Origin of the sequence: Cuniculiplasma divulgatum, from assembly GCF_900083515.1 — an archaeon.
Classification (GTDB): Archaea; Thermoplasmatota; Thermoplasmata; order Thermoplasmatales; family Thermoplasmataceae; genus Cuniculiplasma; species Cuniculiplasma divulgatum.
Genome location: NZ_LT671858.1, coordinates 1,222,858 through 1,243,566, shown reverse-complemented (window position 1 = coordinate 1,243,566; position 20,709 = coordinate 1,222,858). Strand labels below are relative to the sequence as shown.

Genomic DNA, 20,709 nt, shown 5'->3' with positions numbered 1-20,709 from the left:
TTGCTGTTGGAAAATAATCAGATAAAGAATAAATCACGCAAGAATTTAACTGTCTATATCCTGTTCCTGATCGGTATAATTCTCATTCTTCCTGTATATCTCACATTTCCTTCTATAACTGCATCTCTGTTAATTTTGCTGGACATTCTGGTATTTGCATATGACATAGGAAGAATCTTTAAGGAACTAAAAAAAGTCGGGATTTACTACGCTTTCTGGTATCTTTTGTTCCCATTTGTGTTTATTGTATTTTTCTGGATCTTTCTTCTTTCACCCTTACTGGATTCAGTTAATCCATCATACTATTCACTTGAAACCTCTCTTTTTCCCATAATGATCTCACTTTCAATTTTCTTTACAGGAAGGAAGATGGGAAAGATAGATGGAGTAAACAGAACATGGCCAAGATTTGCTATGTTCATAACTCCTTTCACAACTTCCCTGCTCTTACTTATCCTGTATGCGTTTTTCACTGACATAGGTAAAGTTCTAGCAATTTCATACGGTCTTCTTTTTGCCTTTCTTGCTATGGTTGCTACATCCTTTTTCTACTTTGGACTTGACTCTAAAAACGAACAGAATTCAATATTATCCTCACAAATAGTGAACGCTAGAGGTTCTATAGGCACATTTTTCTTTATAATGGGGTTATTCCTGGGTCTATACTTTGAATCTGTGCCAAATCCCTTTTCCATCGTTTTTCTTGTTTTCTTTATAGCTATCCTTCTTATAGGAGTACTTATTGCAGTAAAGTCGCTTTACCGAAGCTCTTCCGTAAAGCTGGAAGATACTAATTTAACAACTTTTAACAAATTTGAGAAAGTCTCCAATCTCACATCTTATTCTGACATATCATACATGGGGAAGGCGGTTAGCACATTTGAGAATGAAGGGGCAAAAGAACAGCTTATAATAGCAGCAACAAAGTATCTTACAGAAAGGGGCATGGATCTTGATTTCATCCTGAGGTTGCTGAAGCAGATAATGGAGTATAACCCTCCGAGGTCTGTCGCGCTTGGAGTTGCAAATAGAAATAGCAGGATTTATGAAAATGAAGTGTCAAGAAGAAAAAATATTACAGAAAATTTATTGAAATATATGGGAGCAGTGGGTGAAAAAAATGAACAATGACAGCTTAGAAAAAGAAGTGAGCGAAAGTGTGAGGGAATCAGGTTCTATAGTTAATGAAATATCAAAGTTTTTTGTGGGTGATAGTGATCCACTGAAGAAGATAACTGCATCAATAATGGCCTCTGGCCATGTACTACTGCAGGATAATCCTGGAATCGGAAAGACCTTTGTTGCAAAGTTATTCTCAAACGTTCTTGGGATAGGATTCAAAAGGATTCAATTCACGCCAGATCTTCTACCGAGTGATATCACCGGAACAAAGATATGGAGAGCTTCCACCGGAAACTTTGAACTGGTTAAGGGTCCAGTATTTTCTAATCTCATACTTGCAGATGAAATAAACAGGGCACCCCCAAAAACACAGGCCGCCCTGCTTGAATCCATGGAGGAGAGACAGGTTACAATTGAGGGAGAAACGATTAAGCTTCCTCCACCGTTCATCGTTATTGCAACCCAGAACCCAATCGAATTTGAAGGAACCTATCCACTTCCTGAAGCTCAGATGGACAGATTCATGATCAGGCTTTCTTTCGGTTATCCAAAGGATGATCTTGAAATATTGAGAAGAAGAAAATTATGGGGAACAAATGATCCAAGTTCAATGGCAACTAAGCTTATGGATGCTTCGAAGATCATAGATCTGCAAAAGACATCGGAAAAAGTAACAGTAAGTGATGAGATAACAAGTTATATTTCCCAGTTCAGACAAATAAGGGATGATAAGAGAGTAATGGCCGGACCAAGCCCAAGAGGAATCATCTCACTAATGAGACTTGCTCAGGCCATGGCCATGATAGATGGAAGGGATTATGTAATTCCAGATGATGTTAAAAATGTGGCAATAGAATGCCTTGCACACAGGATCATTCTGAAACCAGAACAGGTTATGGATGAAATAAGTCCTGAAGCCATAGTGAAGGAATATTTGGATAAGATGGAAGTACCAAAAGGTAACTGATGAACAGCATATGGAACAAGCAGATACTCATCCTTTCAATAGTTTCAGCCTTCATAGCAGTTGCTGGAATAATATCAACACAGAAAGCAATATTCGGTTCTCTTTTTATGCCAGTCATATTCATCTTTCTACTTTCTTACATGGAGAGGGATCTAAAACTGGACATAGATTATGACATTCCTAAATTTTTAAAGGTGGGGGATGAATATAAAATCTGGGTAAAAATTTCCGCAAAGAAAGGTTTCGGCATGCTAAACATGAAGCTTCCTACATTCCCGGAAATGAATATTGTCGATGGAACGAATGTGCATCTCTTTTTCAAGGGATTCCATGAAAGGGAAAAAACAGTGGATTATACCATAGTTACAACCAGAAGAGGGATATTTAACTGGACTGATATTCTTATCGAATATCAGCCGGTAATAGGTTACAAAAGAAAAAAACTGCTGAAATTTCCAGTTGATCATAATATTGAAGTGGACCCGCAGATAAAGATGCTTAAGAAAAGCCAGTTCCAGCTTAAATCAAACAGAGTTAAGCCTAGAAATTCCGTCACAAGAACTGGTCCACCAACCCACGAATTTGAATCCATTAGGGAATACATTCCAGGAGATCCATTTAAAACCATCAACTGGAAGAGCTCTGCCAAGACATCCTACAAGGAAAACTTAATGGTAAACGTCTATGAAAGAGAGGGATTAAAGAATTTCATATTTTACGTGGACGTTTCTCCTTTCATGTCAAGGGGTTCGAGTGTTGAAAATCCACTGGAATATGCCATAACACTTGTTCTTTCTGGCTCTAAATACCTGCTCTCTAAAAATTACAACGTGGGTTTCTGGCCTATTAAACTAAATCACCTGAAAAGAAATGAGTATGTTCTTCCCTCTTCGGGAATGGACACATTCAATCAGATAAGGCTCAGTCTCCTACTTCTTGAATCGAAGTGGGTTACTGAAAAATTCAATGGGCTGGGCTCTTCACTTACAAGAATAATGATGGAAACGAGACCAAGCGTCATGATCATGACAAGCCTAGAGAGGGGAAATCTATCTAGAATAGAAACCATAGCTTCACATCTTTCAAGATTTAAGGTTATCCCCACAATAGTGGATATAAGGGCAGAAAGCATTGCAGCCAAATTTACAGATCCGAGACTGAGTAAGGTCTTCTCAGTGAAGAACTATAACCTAACAAAAAACAGACTAAGCAGTACATCCGGAAGACTGATACAGTGGGACCCCGTAAATGAAACTCTGGGAAGAGCAGCCTACAGACTTGCAATGGAGGCTGGTTGGTAATGAGATTCAATCTCACATTACTGATCACAGTATTTTTTGGGTATATCTATGTACTGATATTTTTCAGGGCATCCTCAAACTCAATCGGATATGTTTTTGATCTATTGATACTTCTATTTTTCAGTCTTTCACTTATACCGGTGTTCCAAAAGGCAAAGACAGGAAGTGAGAAGGTTTCACCAATAAAATTTTTACCCATACTCATTGTTCCAGTAGCATTGATATTCTCAAGTGGATATCTTCATTCATCATTCTCTTCCTTAACAATGCTATCTTCTCAGGGAACATACAACACCTCATTTTTTCTTGTTCTAATGGTACTATCAACCATAGGAATAATGGCGATGGAGACGGCCAGCAAGGTGGAAACGCCTCTCATACCTGCAGGATATGATAGAGAGGAAATAGAGAAAGAACTGGGTTTTTTCGAAAGGAGTGTTATCTATATTGCTCTTGCGTCAATGCTTGGGGGATTAGGAATAATTCTTCTTGTCCAGGGAGCCCCATTTGCCGATATAGGCATAATTCCTGCAATAATTCTGTTCTTCATAGTCTATGTCATTGTCATTACAACTGTTGTGAAAAAGGAGTCCTGATCAGAATAATATAACGACAATATTTTCAATTAAGTTCCACAATACTTTAATAGTGTATTTTCGATTTTGAGTCATGAGACGGAGACTTGCATTTTCACTCATTGTAGTTTTGTTAACTTTGATCATGATTCTTTCAATGGCAAACATTACTATTAATCCCCTCCCTGAGAATCATCAACCTTTTAATGCAGGGAGCACTGGAACGTTTACTTCAGCTGAAAATTTAGGAAATAGTTCTGAATTAAAATACACGACACCCAAACTGAACACCTCAGCAGTTAGCATAGCATCTGAAAGCAACTGGACATCCATGGAAGGCAGTCTTTTATCAAAGTTAAATTCACTGAAGATTCCCGCCATAGCAAAACTTCCTCCAAATTTTTCCGAGAAACCAGATAGAAAAGGAACAATTTATCTTCCATCATATACATCAGCACCTGCACCAATAGGTGTTGCCAGTTACGGAATAATTAATCAAAGCGGAAAACTTACACCATACTCATATTCAACAAGAAGCTTTGATGGACAGATTTCAATTAACACAGCATCACAGCTTTATATGGATGGAGATTCATTTAACTCATTTTCGATTCAGTTGAACGCCATACTGAACAACGTGACAATCAGGGGCAATACAGGATATCAGTTCTGGACTCAGAATGTGGTAGATTATTCAACATCTACCCACCAACTAACATTCATAGATAACATCTGGAACTTCAGCTCTCCCACTGCAGTGATGGGGTCAAACGATATAGTATCGGGAAATGGGACTGTGGAGCCAGGGGTACTCTACTACGATATTGGACCAACCCTGAATATATCCGAACCATTTACTCTCAATCTGTACCTATCATCCTCAAATTATGGAGGAGAGAATACTGTATTTTTCAATTACTCTATTTCACACAAGAATTCTCAGGGTTTAAACGTTCTTCAAAAAGGTTCCTATGACAGGGTACAGTTCAATTCAACATCAGGAAGTAGTTCAGGATCAATGGTTATTCCAGAATATACTGTAACAGGAACAAACCTATCCAACAATGGCTTTATACCAATGGATGCGGAAATGATCCTTGGAGGGGAAGGAGGTGGCTCTAACGCACAATTCAGTAAAATGAATGCGACCATGTCGCTCAAATATGAAAAAAGTGATGGAACTTATAGTAATGTGAGATCGGCATATGATGTAGGTTCTGAAACTGGTGAAACATCCACAGGTATCAGTGAATACTTCATGGGTAGCACTGCGCATCTTCATTCAGGACCGACCTTTGTTGAACCACTCTGGAACATAACTGGAAGTAAGCAGGGATATGCAATCATAAATGGAACAATAAGCCCATCCAACGCTTTTCTCATGATTGGAATTGGGAACAAAATAAACAACGAGACGGCACAGTGTTCTCCAATTCAGGAAAATGGTAGATTCTATCTGTACCTTAATCCAGGTACATATTCTGTTGAGGTTTTAATGAGTTATCATAAGCCAGTATTTTTCAATGGAATGATTCTTAGAGAAGGAAAACAGTATTCCCTTGGAAATATAAAACTGGAATACAGCGTTTCCTACGGGATATATACTCCTTTCTACGCCTCAGATAACAGCCAGATAAAAAATATAAGCGTATCAGGTGAGGGCACAGACAGCAATCCCTACGTGGTAAGTGGTATTCCCCTGTCTCAAGGTAGTAAAGCCGGTGTTCCTGATAGAATGAATAATGTATTTTCAGAAGTTAACGATTATTTATATCCTGTATTTTACGGTGTATTCATACAAAACACCACTGCATATACAGTTGTTCAGAACTTCTCTGGTAATAATCAGGCGCCATCATTCCAGATAAGCTATGACACAATTAGTCTGAATAACCTCCTATCATCATTTGGTGTAACATCATCAAACTTCCTTCAGCTTGTATTCTATGACTCAAGCAATTTAATTATAAGAAACAACGTGATATCTGGATGGTTTTCCTCTCTAACATACACAAATTATACTGAATATAATATTCCACCCATCGCAGGTCTTATGCTGTGGAACGTTACTCACAGCCTTGTTGAAAACAATGAAATTGAAAGTGCAGGCTCTGGTATGCTCATTTACAATAACGCGGAGATGAAATCAAATATCTATGTATGGAATAACAGTTTCTCAAATTATAATCTCATACCTGCAGGAGCACTATTTGGTGCAGCACCCATAGGTCTTATTGTTGCAAGTTCCAATAACACCATTTATAACAATGAATTTACATCCACGATTCCAATAGTAAGTCTGGAAGGGAGATATGGTAATCTATATACTGATGGCGAGGTAAAATACCACAACAGATTTAACATAACGAGAGAATCGGTCACATCATCTGTAACATTCATGGAACAGGTACTCAGCGGGAGCATAATAGATTCTGGATATACTGGGGGAAATTATTATTACAACTACTTTGGGAATGGTAATACTATGTACAATGGAACAGGTGTTGGATTTGTCTTTAATGGTCAGGGATTGCTGAATGGAAGCATAAATTATGCATATGACAGTGCACCACTTACCAGATACTATTACAGGACAACTGTGAGTGCCACAGGTCTTCCACTTTCCCAGCAAGGACAGATAACTGGGTATGTTGATATTAACAATGATATACTTTCCGTTGGAGTTAGTGGGACCTCAATCTATCTTCCCAATGGAAGTTACACTGCAACAGGTATCGCACTGGAATCCAGACAAATACTCCTAGAACCTCTATTTTATTTGGGGTCTGTAAGAGATAGTTCTGGGGCATTCATCGTTAGTGGGCCAATGGTAAATCTCACATTGAAATACAGTTTACTATACAGTATTACTGTTCAGGAAAGCGGTCTTCCACAGGGAACTCTCTGGGGGTTCTCAATTCCAGCTGCAGGTGAAGGGTTCATTTCAACAGGAAGTAATATATCGTTCTATATAGTTCCAGGAATATATGAATTCCTCCCACAGGATGCCTATGGCTACGAAGCTTCAAACATACCTGTTGTGCAGGTGACTCATCCAGAACAAAATATAACCATAGATTATGTTTACAGTAATCAACTTATCAGTACCTATTCTGTCACTTTTGCTGAATCTGGACTATCAGGAGGCAGCAAATGGTCCGTTAATCTGGATGGAACAGTTGAAAGTTCGACTTCTAGCACAATTACATTCAATAATCTATCAGGGGGAAATTATACCTATTCAATTACTACTCCTTCGGGTTACAGTGGAATCAAGAGTGGATCAGTTTCTCTTACGCACTCCAATGTTTACATGGAAATCAGCTTTCAGAAAAGTTCTGCAATTCCTGTAATGTTAATCCTGTACATTGCCATATCACTGATCACAGGATTCATAGTGGGCAGTGCAGTCTTCTACATGAGATCAAAAAAATGAAGAACCTGAAGTGTATTTATTTGAAAAATCAATCATTTCAGGTAATCCTGGGAACTTTTAACATGCTAATTTAGAATAATGAATACATTTGTGGATATGCAATAGGAAGCCAAAAGTCGTATGTATCGTAAAGAAATGATTAAATAAACCTTAACTCATTAGGCATTGGTAATAATTATGCAGGAACTTATCTGTAACATAGAATTTCTCCAGGAAGGAGATGAATTTCAGGCAAAGTTAAGGACAGAAATAGGGGGACTAATGGAATATTCGGGTCTTACATTTGAAGAGGTGTTGAATCAGGTAATAATAGAACTTGAAGAAGAATTCTCCTGAAACTTTGTACCAATAAAGATTTAATATTGTAACATATATTTGAATAAATGAGATCTGCCTTCATTATAATTTTTGCCGCAATTCTTGTAATGTCTCCAACGTATTTGGGAATTGCACATGGTCATAGTAGCGGGCAGATACAGTTTGATAAATCACCAGCATTCAATCTTTCAATTGGAGATCAGAAAATTTCCATTGATTTGTTCAGTCCACATTACTTGAATTCTAACTTTAAAAAAATTACTCATAATCCTATAATAAATACTTCAGATTTCATGAACTATGGTCTGGAAAAGAATACGAATCTAAGTTTCGGGAAGCCAGTAAAGGAATCTTTCCAGGAAAATGTTATAGGAAAGTTGAATATTTCATATTCATATTTTCTTCAGGAACAAGTGTTTGAAGTAAGCATGCCAGGTATAATGGCAGAATCAACTGAGAGCTTTTTCCCCTTAAATTATGGTTATCTTTTCATTAACATGACGATCAATATCTTCGAGGTAAGGGATAATAATACAGTTACTTCTATTAACGGTAACATATTTGTAGGAAACAATAACTCATTGAGAATCACCTATGAGATGAATATACACTCAACGCTTGGCGGTACATATCGTATAATAATTCCAACGGTATTTTCAACTTATTCAAATGGCATAGGGGTGGAGAATTTTACAGGTGCCAGGATGACTGAAAGGAATCAGTTATACAGTGGCATAAGATTACATATAGATCAGGACAGAAATATATATTTCCTCTATAACAGCACATATTACATGGATGGAATCGCAAGGGAAATGAAAACACTAAATTATGGTCCAAACGGTTCGAACCTAAATGCCCTTACATACGTTTTCACAGGTAAAGGAAAATACTCCAACATTTCATATGATCCCTATTTGTCCATCCCGGGTCAGAATATACTTAAGAATATCACGGTGAAGGATATAGAAAGTGGTGTTGTGAATATTATTCTTGAAAACTCAGTTTACCTTTCTATAGGTCTCATAGTGGGAATGCTTATGATAGGTTCAGGATATGTGTACAGAAAGAAGAATCAATGATCTATTCCTCATCCAGCATATCTATTAAGCTATCTGAGAGTTCTTCAAGGAATGATTTCCTGCTCTTTCTTATATACTCTTTTACCGAACTGGGATTATTGAGGCTGAACTGATCATTTTCCCTGATAATGATATTATCTGAAAGAAGAACTTTTATGGCATCATTAAGTTTTTGAGTATCCTTTATTTTTTCATTGAGTGTCTCAAGATTCATTTCTTTTTTCCTCAGTAAAAGCATTATCACGTTTCTGCTCACCTTATTTCTCAGGTGATATCCTAGAATCTTTCTGGTATTGTCTGATGAGGCAATGAGGAAATATCTTTTATACCGACCATCTTTCCTGATCATGATCTCATCCTCTTTTTCAAGCTTATAAAGATGGTACTCTAGCTGACCAACTGCCATTCCTGTTTTTCTCTGAAGTGCCCTGAAATGAAGCCCAGGTTCGCTCTCTATAATATGTATCAGGATGGTTCTTGGATCAGTTTCATCTGTCAATTTTTCTTTCCTCTTATCATTCCAGAATAAAATAGCAGCATAACAATGAGTGCAGTCATTTCAAGAAGGATCTGATTATATTCACTCAGGAAGTTCACTCCAAAATTTGTTATTACAATATACAGTGAATCAAGAAGTACCAGCCCAAAAAACGCACTCAGGTACTTTATAATTCCGACACCCTTTCTCACCGCCTTGAGTGAAACGAGCAGTAAGAAAAGGGAGACAACCACGTTTACGCCGGAAATTAGGATGGATAGCTCATTGAAATTAAAGTACAGGGTCATTACAGAATAATTATAAATTCAGATATAAGTTAATTGGTAATTAAAACCTGATTGAGTATCCAGAATTGGAGAATTCCTTTATAAATTCTTTCCTGAGTTCTTTCTCACCACTCATTTCATCTATCTTTAATTCATTCCTGTTCCTTTTTACCGTTGCGAATGCCTTTACTGATAAATTATCTATAAGAAGAAAGTTCCTTGTCCCCCCGGTCTGATTCTTAATCTGGTTCCTGAATATGTAGCTGAACAGGTCTCTTGGTCCTATTATGAAAGGCTTTGTAGACTTTTTCTTCATGTCAAGAAATCTTTCATTAACAAGAACTGCCCTCTTATTGTCAAGGATAATACAGTTTTTTAACCCATCTCTCTTTCTTACATTTTCTATGGTTACGGAGTAGAGCTGTTCATCCCTGTTTCCAGTGATTTCTGAAAATAGCTGGAAATCTATAAAGCCATAGGATTCCAGTATTTTTGTTTCCAGAATGGTGGCAGATTCCTTAAGTTCAAACTTTTCAACGACATACCTGAATTTTGAATCAGAATCCTTGCATATTATGGATCTGTTCCAGAGATCCTTGATGGATGCCACAGCCCTGTCATGAGACCCCTGAACATTAATTAGAACTTCGTCCTCAGTCTTCGGGTAATCCATTATTATCTTTAATATATCCATCTCTAACCTGTCTATCTTTCTTCCCCTCAGTGTCCTGTAAAGTGAAATGGTTTCCATTGTCGCCTTTGAATTGAGATTCATTGGACCGTTGAAATTGAATAGTATGTCAGAATAGAAATAGCTGTCAACATCGGTTGATCTGATACCATTAGCATATGCTTCCGTTGCATCCCTTATACCAAGCCTGGCCTCCATTATGGAATCCATGACAGTTCTTCTTGTCATCCTTGATTGAGAATAGCAGTAGAGAGACCTCTGGAAAAGTTCATCACTGTATAAAAGTTCTGTTTCAGAACCACTTCTTATGGCGACATCCTTTATCTTCATGAAACCATTCTGTTCAAGCATACCCCATAGGTTTTCCCTTACTCCTGTGAAAATAATAGAAAGTCCATTTCCACCAAATCTTTCATTAAGGTAATCAAAGAAGCTCTGAAGAAGATCCTCTTTTTCAACTATTAGATCATCTATCCATATGCCCTCCTGTGTCTGTTCAAGTGATAGGATGCATACCAGATTGTTCTTCGCAAAAAACATGGTATTGAGGTTGCTTGCCTCTGTAACAAGCCTTCCTGTTATAATGGAAACGGGGTCTCCCATGGGAAGCATGATGCTCTCCTCAACAGGTTCTGGTAACTTCCCGTAATATGTTCCACGCAAGCCTGAGTGCATTTCAATTCCATCCATGTCTCCAGCCTTGATATAAAACCAGAATGAATTCATTATTTCATTCTGTGTCAGGGGACCAAAACGATCTAGGAGAATTTTCATGGCGCTTTTTCTATCAAGGTCATTTTCCATGTTTATTCTTGAATATGTATCGTCTTGCTCCGAAACGAGAACTCTATGTTCCAGCGATCTTAGAAGCTGTCTTGCTTCCTTTGGATCTATATTAATTTCTCTGGATACTGCATCAAGTGTAACAGCCCCAAACTTCAGAAAATCATATATTCTCTGCTCCTTTTCATCCAATGGTGATTCTCTCAGTTTTTGCAGGGCCATGGCCAGCTTCCTTTCCATGACAGCAGGTCTGTGCTTGAAGAATCTTCCCCGAATCACAGGAATATTGATCTCATTATGATTTTGTCCATCAGAAATGAGTCTTGCCCTTACAGATTCCTCCTTCACATAAAATCCAAGATTTTCAAGATACTCATCAGTGTTTTTGAACTTTCTCATATAACGGCTTATTCTAAGGGCTGTTGGTTCCTGAGACGCTGTGCTAAGGATTCTTTCAAGATCTCCCTTAACAATGTATTGCTTTGCAAATACTGGAGTCACATACTCTTCTGTAATTTTTCCTCTTGATTCCAGTAATTCCAGTGTTTTTACTATCCTGTCCTTTTCAATAGGGAAACGGACTGAAATCTCATCAAGGGTCATAGGACCCATGGAATTAAGCAGATCAAAGAAAAGTTCCTCCACTGTATAATTTCCATCTGGGTAGGTTTCAATTTTCTCATAGGAAAATGCATCGCGCTTGAATTTTCTCCTCACAAGAAACAGTGATTCAAGTGCAAGTAGAGCGTTCTTTACCTGCGACTCTTCATACCCTGTATTTTGTTGAATTTCCTTTGGTGTGCTTCCATTGCACTGTTCAAGTACGTTCCTTTCTTCCTCATTAAGTGGACGATTCCTTGCGAATAGTTCCCTGAAGAGACCGTAACGTTCCTTAGAGACCCAGTAAAGTCCCCTGAGGCTGATGCTCCATAATTTATCCTCTTTCACAAGTTCTCTGCCTATGGAAAGTACATCCATAGAAGCATATGGAAAGGGAGAGTTGAATCTAGATTTGGTGATATCTACCATAGGAAAGTGTCTGCATAACTCCATATAACTTTCTGCATCGTTTACAGGTGGAACCTTGCTTCTATAAAAATTATCAACTATTCTTGGATCTTTTATTTTAAAATCCATATACTCAGTTCCGTAAACCCTATCGACAATCCTGCTTTGCAGTTCCTTCATTAGTTTTGCCCTTTCCTCCATCAGCACAACATCAGATACGCCTGCCAGAATAAGGGAAAGGGAGAACGGGCTTGCCACCTCTGAATAATCCTTTACAGTGTACCGACCTTTTCCTATAACTTCTTCAACATATTTCAGTGCAGATGGCACATCCATCATATCATTCATGATCTCTCTATATGTTTCAGTTACCACTGGAAAGTTTGGTATATTTTCTATTGCTCTCAGTACCTTATCACTCCTTAACTGCTGGATCACCACAGAAACCTCATGACCCTTGTATCGCCTGAGTACCATTAATGACCGCGTGGCGCATTGCCTGAATCTCTCCTTAAAGACAGTTGTATTCATTATTGATCTCTTAACGTAATCCACAAAATTGTCTTCATCTATGAGATTTATAACATTCTTTATGGGAATTGAGGATTCAACTGTTAACATAAATCCATCATCCGTAACAGTAACCCTTGTATTGGTTTCATAAGTATTGGAAATAGCCTGGGCATAGGCTCTCGATATGGCATCATTGACCCTTCTTCCAAGAGGAATCAGGAAAAGTATACTGTATAAACCATTTTCTGTATATCCTTCAACATACAGATGACTATCAGTAGGTACGTTAAACTTGGTCTGTGCCCTTATATATGAAATGATGCTTCTCGCTCCATTTTCATCAAGGTGATAATTTTCTCTTAGCCATTCCCTGAGATCATCCTTCTCAAGATTCTTCTGTATATTATCCCGAAACTTTCCGATAAGTGTTCCAAGATCATAACTTCTAGGGAGCATTTCTCCAGTCCAAGAGGGAATTGTTGGTTTCAGTCCTGTGGCATCCCTGACGATGACCCTGTTCCCCCTGGTGCGAATGAAGGCATAGGTTCTCGCCCCAAGAACGAATATATCCCCAACTGTCATTCTCTCCACAAATTTGTCACTTAGCTGTCCAAGATGCCTGCCACTGAGATCAATAACCCTGTAATCTGAATCGTCTGGAATTGTTCCTATATTCATGAAGTAGATCATCCTTGTGCTCTTCTTCTTTCCGAATACCTTTTCCTCCTCATCGTACCATATTTTTGAATAAATGGTGTTATTTTCAATCTTCCCGGCAAGATAGTTTATAACAGACATATAGTCATCCATGGTCAGATTTCTGTAAGGGTATGATCTCTTTATGAGATTGTAGCTTTCGTCAATACTCCATGTTTTCTCCAGAGACATTCCAACCACAGCCTGTGAAAGCACATCCAGTGCACTCTCTGGAATGCTAACCCTGTCTATTTCACGATCATAGGCTGCCTTCGTGAGTACGGCACATTCCACAAGATCGTCAAGATTGAACACAACAAATCTTCCCTGACTCAATTTTGATATGGAGTGACCTGCCCTCCCTATTCTCTGCAGTCCCTTGGATACAGATTTTGGGCTCCCTATCTGCACTACAAGATCAACGCTGCCTATATCAATTCCCAGTTCAAGAGAAGTTGACGAAATAACACATTTCAGTTCACCATTTTTTAACTTTTCCTCAACACCAAGCCTTATCTCCTTTCCAAGGGATGAATGATGTGCCTCAAGACTATCAATACCGCGGGCCTTTAATCTTATTGCAACATGTTCAGTGGCACTCCTTGTATTTGTAAATATTAGTGTTGTTTTATGCTCTTCTATGAGTTTTACAAGTATATCATACATCCTTTCGTTTGCAACCTCAAAACCTGCAGTCGTGAGATCATCCACAGGGGTGAGTGTCATGAGATCTAGACCTCTCTTCAGATCAACATCTACTATGTTACATTTCCTTGGTTCTCCATTCTCATATCCACAGAGGAAATTTGATATTTTATCCAGGGGTGCCTGTGTGGCTGAAAGACCTATTCTGACAAAACCTGGCGATAGTTCTTCCAGTCTCTCTAGATTCAGCGATAGAAGTGTGCCTCTCTTGGATGAAGAAACCTCGTGTATCTCATCCACAATAACATATTTTACATCCTTGAACTTTTCCTTGAATTTTGGTGCAGTGAGTGAAAGTGCAAGTGATTCAGGTGTTGTAATCAATATGTGTGGTGGTTTCCTTAGCATTTTCTGCCTGTCGTTCTGTGTTGTGTCTCCACTTCTAAGACCAACCCTGATCTTCGGCAGGTTCATGTTGCTTTCTTCAGCAATCTTATAAATTTCCTTTAATGGTTCGTTAAGGTTCCTGTTTATGTCGTTTGCAAGAGCCTTAAGTGGACTTATATATACACATTCTATCTTATCCTCCAGTCCATTTTCCTTTGATCTCAGGAAAAGCTCGTTTATTATGGCAAGAAATCCGGTCAGGGTCTTTCCTGTACCGGTTGGACTGGAAACAAGCACATTCTCACCCTTATGGATTAGAGGAATTACCTTTTTCTGGGGAACAGTTAGTGAATCATATTTTTCATTGAACCACTTTGATATGATTGGATCAAGAAATGGTAAATGTTCTTCAACACCTCCTCTTTTTTCGTCGGTCTGTTTAAACGTGATAATCTGTGGTTCAACGTAAGAAGATATAAAAGGCTTTTTACCAATTGGGCAACATACTTCAGGATTTTACAGTATAGGATGATCCCGAATTGACTCTTTCTCTGCTGAGTCTCTTTAAGATTTTCTCCCTTTCCATTGCCTGCATTCCTCCCTGTCTCAGGAGATTTCCAAAGAACTCAATGGACCTGTCGTAATCATCGTAGTTTACAGGTTTCGGAATCCCATCCTTTCCTCCAAGTGCATAGGAATATCTCACTGGGTCCTCATAGCTTGGCTTTTCGCCTGTTATAACCTCTGCTATGTAACACAGTGCCCTTATGGTGCTTTTGCCTGCCCCTGGAATAAATAAAAGATCATCAAAATTAGAAGGCTCAAATTCGTATATTTTCTCAAGGTTTTTCCATGGTACCTTTATGGCAAGATTCAAAACCTTTTCATCGCTGTAATAATCCAGGGTCCTCTGGTTTTCATTTGAAACTTTAGGCTTCTCCTTAATTGCTTTAAGCATGGAATCTCTAGATTTTCTGCTTAAGGGGCTTGAGAGATCAAGGCAGTTGTCAGAAAGCAGATCTGTTCTAATTCCCATCCTGCTCTCTTCCATTTTTTCCATTATATGTTTAGAAGACCAGTGATATCTTCTGGCCATTTTTTCCTCATAATTCAGACCCTGCTGAATAACTGAGTAGTTTCCCTTATAATCCAGAACAACGCTGTGGATATAGAGATCATAAGTATCCTGTAAGAGATTCTCATCGATTTTGGCTGCAAGATCGGTTTCTTTTCTGATTCGTTCAGGAATTTTCTCGGTTGCAAAAAGTTCGGATCTGGTTGATATGTCTCCAGATTTTTCCTTCATGTGAACTCCTTTTCCACCTGCAACGAAGAAATCCAGGTCCTTAGAATTTGAATACTCTTTCAGGGCATGAAGTGTTGTAGTGGTAGTTCCGCTTGAATTCCAGTCAAATCCCGTAACAAGACTCAGTGAGTGAAACCAAACAGGGTCTGCCATTCTCCATATCAACTCCTTAGTTCCGTAAGTTTCCGATATCAGTTCACATATCTGGCCAGTTAACCTGACAATTTTCCTGTAAAGAAGTTCCGGAGGTTTTCCATAGTGTAAGGGAAGATAGGCGGTCCCATTCTTTGTTATGGTCACCATTAAACATTACAACCACCTTATAAGAATTTTTACTGTTGATGATGTTCACTTTATAAATACTTAACTTCATGATAATCAATATTCTAATATTTGTTTTGAATACGTGGTAATGAAGCAGATTCCCTTACTTGGTCTAATACGAGGATTGAGGAGTTTTTATTTTGGGTACATTGCATTCTTAATTCCCCTGTTCCTTGTTCACATCGGCTTTTCAACCATATATGTTGGAATCTATGCTCTTGTGGCAACTATTGCCAGTTCAGTTCTTGTGCTATTATCTGGATTCATGGGAGATCTTTACAGCAGAAAGAAGACCCTTCTTCTCATGTCAGTTCTTCCAGCATTTATATTCATATCATTTCTTTTCACGAGGAACTTCATAATCATATCTCTCACTTCACTTTTTGGCATTACGTTCAGTGCAATAGGAGGTGGTGCAGGTGGTGGTCCTGTTGCGCCAATATTAACTGCATTTGTAGCCGATAAAACAGATCCGGCAAACAGGACAAGAATCTATTCCATTCTGATGATTATATCCATTGTTGCAGCTATCGCCGGCAGTTCTACATCCGCATTACTGGAAATTTATATTGCAAATTATTATCAGGTGCTTTTTTTAATTGCTCTTGTTTTGAATCTAACTTCTGTAGCAATAACATTATTGCTTGAGGATACTAAAATCAGGAAACATAAGGAAAAGACCCCAACGATTAAGATGGAATCTGGGGGAAACATATTAAAAATTGGTCTTTCTGGTGCTTTCGGAAGTGTAGGTCTTGGTGTTGTAACACCGATTATATCACTGTATTTCCATGATGTGAGATTACCGGCATACATAATTTCGGAAATATTTACCGGTTCCTACATCGCGGCGGGTATTGCTGTTGTTTTTTCCACCTACATGGAGCGTTTTTTTGGAGCAATTTATGCCATCGGAATATTCAGAACGCTGGGAAGTGTTCTCTTTATAGTAATACCATTTGTTCCACCCATTGTAGCTGGAGTAATATATGCCATCAGAACAGGCTTCTACCAGCTCGCTCTTCCAATCAGGCAGAGTTTCCAGATGGAATTGCTCAAACCTGAGGAAAGGGCAAGAGGAAACAGCCTCACTGGTATTGCAAGAAGACTACCATACGGTGCTTCCACAACATTTGGAAGTTTTCTATTGAGTGCAGGTTACATTACATTGATGTTTTCCTTTGCAGGTGTTGTATCGCTGCTTGATCCGGTTCTTTATGTTATTTTCTTCAAAAAGTATAATAGGAAAGTTTCAGGCTAGAAGGCCATTGTTACTAAGATTGAAGAAAAATGAATGCAGCTTTACATTCAATAAAATGTGAAAACAGTTAATATGCCATAATGTATTTTCATCGTATGGCGCAGTTTAAATGTTATGAATGCAGCAAAGATGTTAACACGGGTCAGAAGTTCACCTTCACAAAGAAAGGAAGTGTGCATTATGACTGTTTTGTATCTTCCAAGAGAAAAACGATAGATCCAGAAAAGGCAGAGATGCTAAGAACACTATCTCTAATATTGGATTCAGAATTGACACATCTGTTAAATCTCCTGAGAATAAGCCCAGAAGATGAAGCATCTAAAGAAATTGAAAAATCAAAATATAAGGAAATAGAAAAGGCCGCTGGAGAAACTACACGAAGAATAGACGAACTCTAATTCTTCTTTTTATTTTTGAATTCTGTATAACCGCATTTTCCGCAGGTTAATCTGTTTTCATGTTCTGCAAGAAAAACCCCTGTTCCACATCTAGGACAGCTTCTTCTTTCTCTCACTATCTTACTGTTTTCCAGTTTATAAAGCTCTCTCTTCTGCATTATTGCTTCTCCTCCTTTACTTTCAGACCATTTCTGTAAAGTTCGTAGTCCGGTTCATAAAGCATGGCGTCTTCCTTTTTTGAATATATCTTGGAATAGCCTTTTATTACATGTAAACCGGTAAGCTGTTCATTAAAATCTACTATGACCAGTTCCTTATTTGAGTTTGTGTTTCTTGCTATAAGTTCCTTTACAACTTCTCTGGATGGTGTGTTGTTCTTTTCAAACTCAACAGTGTATTTGATCTCCTTTCTCTTCAAGAGCTTATTTTCTCTAGTTTCCTCAATTTTCAAGTTCATTCATTTCACTTCCATTTTTTCTAATATTGAATTAGTTAGTTCCTTAACCCTTTCATCAATCCTTATGGAACCAGTTCCCACATCAGGAATTCCATAAACTACCAGTGAATTAACAGGAGCATAAAAAATTATTGGTAAAACTGCAAGATCTTCCTCTCCTATTATTCTGATTTTGATCCTTTTGTTTTCATTGAAACTTTTCTCTATAATCTCAATAAGTTTCCCACTTACGATTCCCTGAGGATTTTCTACCTGTATTGAACCTGGTCTGTCCGGATAAGACTTTTCTCCTCTTTTTGTTGTTAGATCGAAGATCATTATCTGAGGATCAATACCATTTTTTTCCAAAAGCTCACAGGTGAAGTCTCCAACTGCGTATAAAAATCTCTGATCTACTTCCTTTATTTCTTCAATAGTGGTTATTTTTCCATTGTTTATCTGGATTAAAAGTTTGGATTCATCTGTAAGGATATAATCCTTATCTGACCTTAATTGCATATCTTCCTGGTTCTGTAATTCCTGCTGTCTTTGCTATTATTGAATTTTCTGTGTCATTTATTATGAGAAATCCAAACCATTCATCGCTCATATGAGAATCCCCGTGTTGTGGGCATGATGAATCCATGTATATTTTCTTGCATATTTTGCATGCCATTGTCCTCTTCTTGGTTGATTTTCCTGCCATTAGTGAACACTCTCCTTTACCTTGGTTTCACCGTCTTCAGGTTTTTGTTTTTTTCTTGATACTTTTTTTGCCGCTGGTTCACTACTTCCTACTGCTGGAACTTCTAACCACTGTAATTTTCCCAATCCAGGTTGCTTCATTGTAAATCCTATTCTTCTGTCCCTCACTGAAGAAGATGCCAGGTTGAGCATAACAATTCTTACTCTTACCTGATCCCCTATCCTGATATCCCTGTTAGTATCCTTTCCAACTAACCTGTTTTGGCTTTCATCCATATCAATTCTGTCATCCATAATCTGACCGACATGGAGCAAACCCTCAAAGGGACCAAATCTGACGAAAGCTCCGATCTTTGGAACAACTGAAACAACAATTCCCTCAATTATTTCATTATTCTTTGGTATAAATGCCAGTGCTTTATAGTGTATCTTCTGATAAACACCGCCATCTCCATGGACAATAATTCCATAGTCTATTTTTTTAATATTCAGAATGGAAACGACATAGCATTTTAGCATGTCCGCTCTGGAGTTCTTGTCAGGGACATAATCTATTAAGGTTCCCTGCAGGGTTTCCCTTGTAACTTCTTCTATCGCCTTATCATAATTTTCTCCCAGTAGGGTAGGAGGTACCCTTGCAAGATGTTCATCCTCTATAATTGCATACAATCAAAATCACCACAGATATCTGTAACTTGTGTCCATTGAGTATATTTACTTTGTTAATAAATTTGATGAATTAATAAAGATGTTGGTTTACTTTGATACATTTGCCTATGGTTTACTGGAGTGAGCATATGCATTGTTAACTGATAGATTAATTCAAATCACAATATTGGTTAATTAGATAGAAATGGTTCAGGGAAAAATTAAATCATTCTCACGTTCTTGTTAAGTTGAACTGAACAGTGTAACAATTTACCTTTTAAGTATATAACAAAACCAGTACTATTTTTGAAAAACTCAAATTAGAAGTGTTGTATTCAACAAACATAAAATCCACCAAAACATTTTCAGATAGAAGTGCGAGATCTCTTAACTGCATAACGTACGCGATGTACAATTAAGAAAAATAATGGGGAAACACTGGTGGAATCGCTAGTGTCAGGACAAATTCTAACTGGCAAACCAAAACAGGAATGGACCCAAAATCCATCGACTTTGACCTGGCTTGGCAATCTCTGCTTTGTAATACGAATATAATTCTCTGACATTTTAAAACGCTACATTTTTCCTTCAACAAAGAACTTTATCCTTTCCGCGAATTGAACCAATGAATATATAAGCAAAAGAGAGTTGAAAATAAATTCCGTTAATAATTTTATTTAAGATCATTTAATAGATAGAAGAAAAAATCCTGCAAACCTACAGATATTATGACCCAATGAGGCCATTTAACCTAAGATGAGATTAGTACTTTTCCTTTCACCCATCTTGAAAAGAATAAATTAAAATTGCATTTAATCTATGACAATATATTATACAATAAAAGTTTTTATCCTTGTTTATATTAATATCCTAGATAGTGCCGAAGAGAAACAGGATGATCATATTCGCTGTAATTACAGTGGTCGTAGTTGCTGCTCCAATTTCTATTTACGAAATACTTTCGCCTGAACCTATACAACAGATAACTTATTCCTCGCACAACCTCACCTACACAATAGTAGGAACGTGCAACACCTATTCCAGATATCCATATATCTATGATCAAAACCTGACAGGATATTACTACATATCTCGGAATGGAGAAAATGTTTCATCCCTCAGGATGATAAATTCCCTCAACTCCATGAAAATGGGATCGGAGTTCTTGGTCCCGACCTTCTATGTCAACGTATCCGGAATGTTTCAATCTGACCATCGTTCGTTCAAGTTACTCATAAATGTTAATCTCACATAACTACAAAAGGAGTTTTTATCTATTATTCAGTGAAGAAACAGTTTGATAAACACATCGGCTGATCTTTTTTATAGTGTTTTGTCATAC

General features: G+C 37.8%; 19 protein-coding genes. 10 read left to right on the top strand and 9 right to left on the bottom strand.

The annotated features are described in order from the left end of the window. Window positions 1-6 precede the first annotated feature (6 nt). From CSP5_RS06045 to CSP5_RS06020, 7 genes are all read left to right on the top strand, one after another. A complete protein-coding gene (locus CSP5_RS06045) occupies window positions 7-1,131 on the top strand; it encodes a hypothetical protein (protein WP_148689909.1) in 1,125 nt (374 codons plus the stop codon). Then, entirely contained in the window at window positions 1,121-2,089 is a 969-nt protein-coding gene (locus tag CSP5_RS06040; protein ID WP_148689908.1) for an AAA family ATPase, read from the top strand. Before CSP5_RS06045 ends, CSP5_RS06040 begins: the two co-directional genes overlap by 11 nt. Next, window positions 2,089-3,390, top strand: coding sequence for a DUF58 domain-containing protein (locus CSP5_RS06035; protein ID WP_148689907.1), 1,302 nt, complete (start codon window positions 2,089-2,091; stop codon window positions 3,388-3,390). Before CSP5_RS06040 ends, CSP5_RS06035 begins: the two co-directional genes overlap by 1 nt. Then, window positions 3,390-3,986 carry a hypothetical protein gene (locus CSP5_RS06030; RefSeq protein ID WP_148689906.1) on the top strand — a complete coding sequence of 199 codons (597 nt, stop codon included), beginning with the start codon at window positions 3,390-3,392 and terminating at the stop codon, window positions 3,984-3,986. The genes CSP5_RS06035 and CSP5_RS06030 overlap by 1 nt, the downstream gene beginning before the upstream one ends. A 73-nt stretch (window positions 3,987-4,059) precedes the next feature. After that, window positions 4,060-7,401 (top strand): thermopsin, encoded by a 3,342-nt coding sequence (locus tag CSP5_RS06025; RefSeq protein WP_148689905.1) that lies wholly within the window; start codon window positions 4,060-4,062, stop codon window positions 7,399-7,401. Window positions 7,402-7,578: 177 nt separating this feature from the next. Then, the gene (locus tag CSP5_RS09785; protein WP_021789007.1) at window positions 7,579-7,737 is read left to right on the top strand and encodes a hypothetical protein; all 159 of its coding nucleotides are present in this window, start codon (window positions 7,579-7,581) and stop codon (window positions 7,735-7,737) included. Window positions 7,738-7,784: 47 nt separating this feature from the next. Beyond that, the gene (locus tag CSP5_RS06020; RefSeq protein ID WP_148689904.1) at window positions 7,785-8,801 is read left to right on the top strand and encodes a hypothetical protein; all 1,017 of its coding nucleotides are present in this window, start codon (window positions 7,785-7,787) and stop codon (window positions 8,799-8,801) included. A gap of 1 nt (window position 8,802) precedes the next feature. Here the strand turns inward: CSP5_RS06020 and CSP5_RS06015 are convergent, their stop codons facing one another. From CSP5_RS06015 to CSP5_RS06000, 4 genes are read right to left on the bottom strand one after another with little or no spacing between them, the layout of a single operon-like run. Continuing rightward, window positions 8,803-9,300, bottom strand: a complete 498-nt coding sequence (locus CSP5_RS06015; protein WP_077076402.1) for a helix-turn-helix domain-containing protein — start codon at window positions 9,298-9,300, stop codon at window positions 8,803-8,805. Beyond that, window positions 9,297-9,587 carry a hypothetical protein gene (locus CSP5_RS06010; RefSeq protein WP_077076401.1) on the bottom strand — a complete coding sequence of 97 codons (291 nt, stop codon included), beginning with the start codon at window positions 9,585-9,587 and terminating at the stop codon, window positions 9,297-9,299. The genes CSP5_RS06015 and CSP5_RS06010 overlap by 4 nt, the downstream gene beginning before the upstream one ends. A gap of 40 nt (window positions 9,588-9,627) precedes the next feature. Continuing rightward, on the bottom strand, window positions 9,628-14,739 hold the full coding sequence (locus tag CSP5_RS06005; protein WP_148689903.1) for an ATP-dependent helicase: 5,112 nt from the start codon (window positions 14,737-14,739) through the stop codon (window positions 9,628-9,630). 58 nt (window positions 14,740-14,797) lie between these two features. After that, complete coding sequence (locus CSP5_RS06000; protein WP_148689902.1) at window positions 14,798-15,898, bottom strand: DUF763 domain-containing protein; 1,101 nt, start codon at window positions 15,896-15,898, stop codon at window positions 14,798-14,800. A 109-nt stretch (window positions 15,899-16,007) separates the two neighbouring features. On the opposite strand from CSP5_RS06000, the gene CSP5_RS05995 reads away from it, so the two are divergent. Further along, window positions 16,008-17,180: an MFS transporter gene (locus CSP5_RS05995; RefSeq protein ID WP_148689901.1), complete on the top strand. Its 1,173-nt coding sequence runs from the start codon at window positions 16,008-16,010 to the stop codon at window positions 17,178-17,180. Window positions 17,181-17,275: 95 nt separating this feature from the next. Beyond that, entirely contained in the window at window positions 17,276-17,578 is a 303-nt protein-coding gene (locus CSP5_RS05990) for a DUF2175 domain-containing protein (protein WP_021789015.1), read from the top strand. Here the strand turns inward: CSP5_RS05990 and CSP5_RS05985 are convergent. Genes CSP5_RS05985 through CSP5_RS05965 form a run of 5 tightly spaced genes read right to left on the bottom strand, consistent with a single transcriptional unit; the run spans window position 17,575 to window position 19,388 of the window. Then, window positions 17,575-17,736 (bottom strand): 30S ribosomal protein S27ae, encoded by a 162-nt coding sequence (locus CSP5_RS05985; protein WP_077076398.1) that lies wholly within the window; start codon window positions 17,734-17,736, stop codon window positions 17,575-17,577. The genes CSP5_RS05990 and CSP5_RS05985 overlap by 4 nt on opposite strands. Further along, entirely contained in the window at window positions 17,736-18,035 is a 300-nt protein-coding gene (locus CSP5_RS05980; protein ID WP_021789016.1) for a 30S ribosomal protein S24e, read from the bottom strand. Before CSP5_RS05980 ends, CSP5_RS05985 begins: the two co-directional genes overlap by 1 nt. Then, entirely contained in the window at window positions 18,036-18,533 is a 498-nt protein-coding gene (locus CSP5_RS05975; protein WP_148689900.1) for a GTP-dependent dephospho-CoA kinase family protein, read from the bottom strand. After that, window positions 18,514-18,720: a transcription elongation factor subunit Spt4 gene (spt4, locus tag CSP5_RS05970; RefSeq protein ID WP_148689899.1), complete on the bottom strand. Its 207-nt coding sequence runs from the start codon at window positions 18,718-18,720 to the stop codon at window positions 18,514-18,516. The genes CSP5_RS05975 and spt4 overlap by 20 nt, the downstream gene beginning before the upstream one ends. Next, window positions 18,720-19,388 carry a DNA-directed RNA polymerase gene (locus CSP5_RS05965; RefSeq protein ID WP_148689898.1) on the bottom strand — a complete coding sequence of 223 codons (669 nt, stop codon included), beginning with the start codon at window positions 19,386-19,388 and terminating at the stop codon, window positions 18,720-18,722. The genes spt4 and CSP5_RS05965 overlap by 1 nt, the downstream gene beginning before the upstream one ends. A gap of 856 nt (window positions 19,389-20,244) precedes the next feature. On the opposite strand from CSP5_RS05965, the gene CSP5_RS05960 reads away from it, so the two are divergent. Continuing rightward, complete coding sequence (locus CSP5_RS05960; protein WP_148689897.1) at window positions 20,245-20,622, top strand: hypothetical protein; 378 nt, start codon at window positions 20,245-20,247, stop codon at window positions 20,620-20,622. Window positions 20,623-20,709 lie beyond the last annotated feature (87 nt).

Coding starts and splice junctions, on each gene's coding strand:
- CSP5_RS06040 (WP_148689908.1), top strand. CDS start 1,121: ATGAACAATGACAGCTTAGAAAAAGAAGTGAGCGAAAGTGTGAGGGAA.
- CSP5_RS06035 (WP_148689907.1), top strand. CDS start 2,089: ATGAACAGCATATGGAACAAGCAGATACTCATCCTTTCAATAGTTTCA.
- CSP5_RS06030 (WP_148689906.1), top strand. CDS start 3,390: ATGAGATTCAATCTCACATTACTGATCACAGTATTTTTTGGGTATATC.
- CSP5_RS06025 (WP_148689905.1), top strand. CDS start 4,060: ATGAGACGGAGACTTGCATTTTCACTCATTGTAGTTTTGTTAACTTTG.
- CSP5_RS09785 (WP_021789007.1), top strand. CDS start 7,579: ATGCAGGAACTTATCTGTAACATAGAATTTCTCCAGGAAGGAGATGAA.
- CSP5_RS06020 (WP_148689904.1), top strand. CDS start 7,785: ATGAGATCTGCCTTCATTATAATTTTTGCCGCAATTCTTGTAATGTCT.
- CSP5_RS06010 (WP_077076401.1), bottom strand. CDS start 9,587: ATGACCCTGTACTTTAATTTCAATGAGCTATCCATCCTAATTTCCGGC.
- CSP5_RS06000 (WP_148689902.1), bottom strand. CDS start 15,898: ATGGTGACCATAACAAAGAATGGGACCGCCTATCTTCCCTTACACTAT.
- CSP5_RS05995 (WP_148689901.1), top strand. CDS start 16,008: ATGAAGCAGATTCCCTTACTTGGTCTAATACGAGGATTGAGGAGTTTT.
- CSP5_RS05990 (WP_021789015.1), top strand. CDS start 17,276: ATGGCGCAGTTTAAATGTTATGAATGCAGCAAAGATGTTAACACGGGT.
- CSP5_RS05985 (WP_077076398.1), bottom strand. CDS start 17,736: ATGCAGAAGAGAGAGCTTTATAAACTGGAAAACAGTAAGATAGTGAGA.
- CSP5_RS05980 (WP_021789016.1), bottom strand. CDS start 18,035: ATGAACTTGAAAATTGAGGAAACTAGAGAAAATAAGCTCTTGAAGAGA.
- CSP5_RS05975 (WP_148689900.1), bottom strand. CDS start 18,533: ATGCAATTAAGGTCAGATAAGGATTATATCCTTACAGATGAATCCAAA.
- spt4 (WP_148689899.1), bottom strand. CDS start 18,720: ATGGCAGGAAAATCAACCAAGAAGAGGACAATGGCATGCAAAATATGC.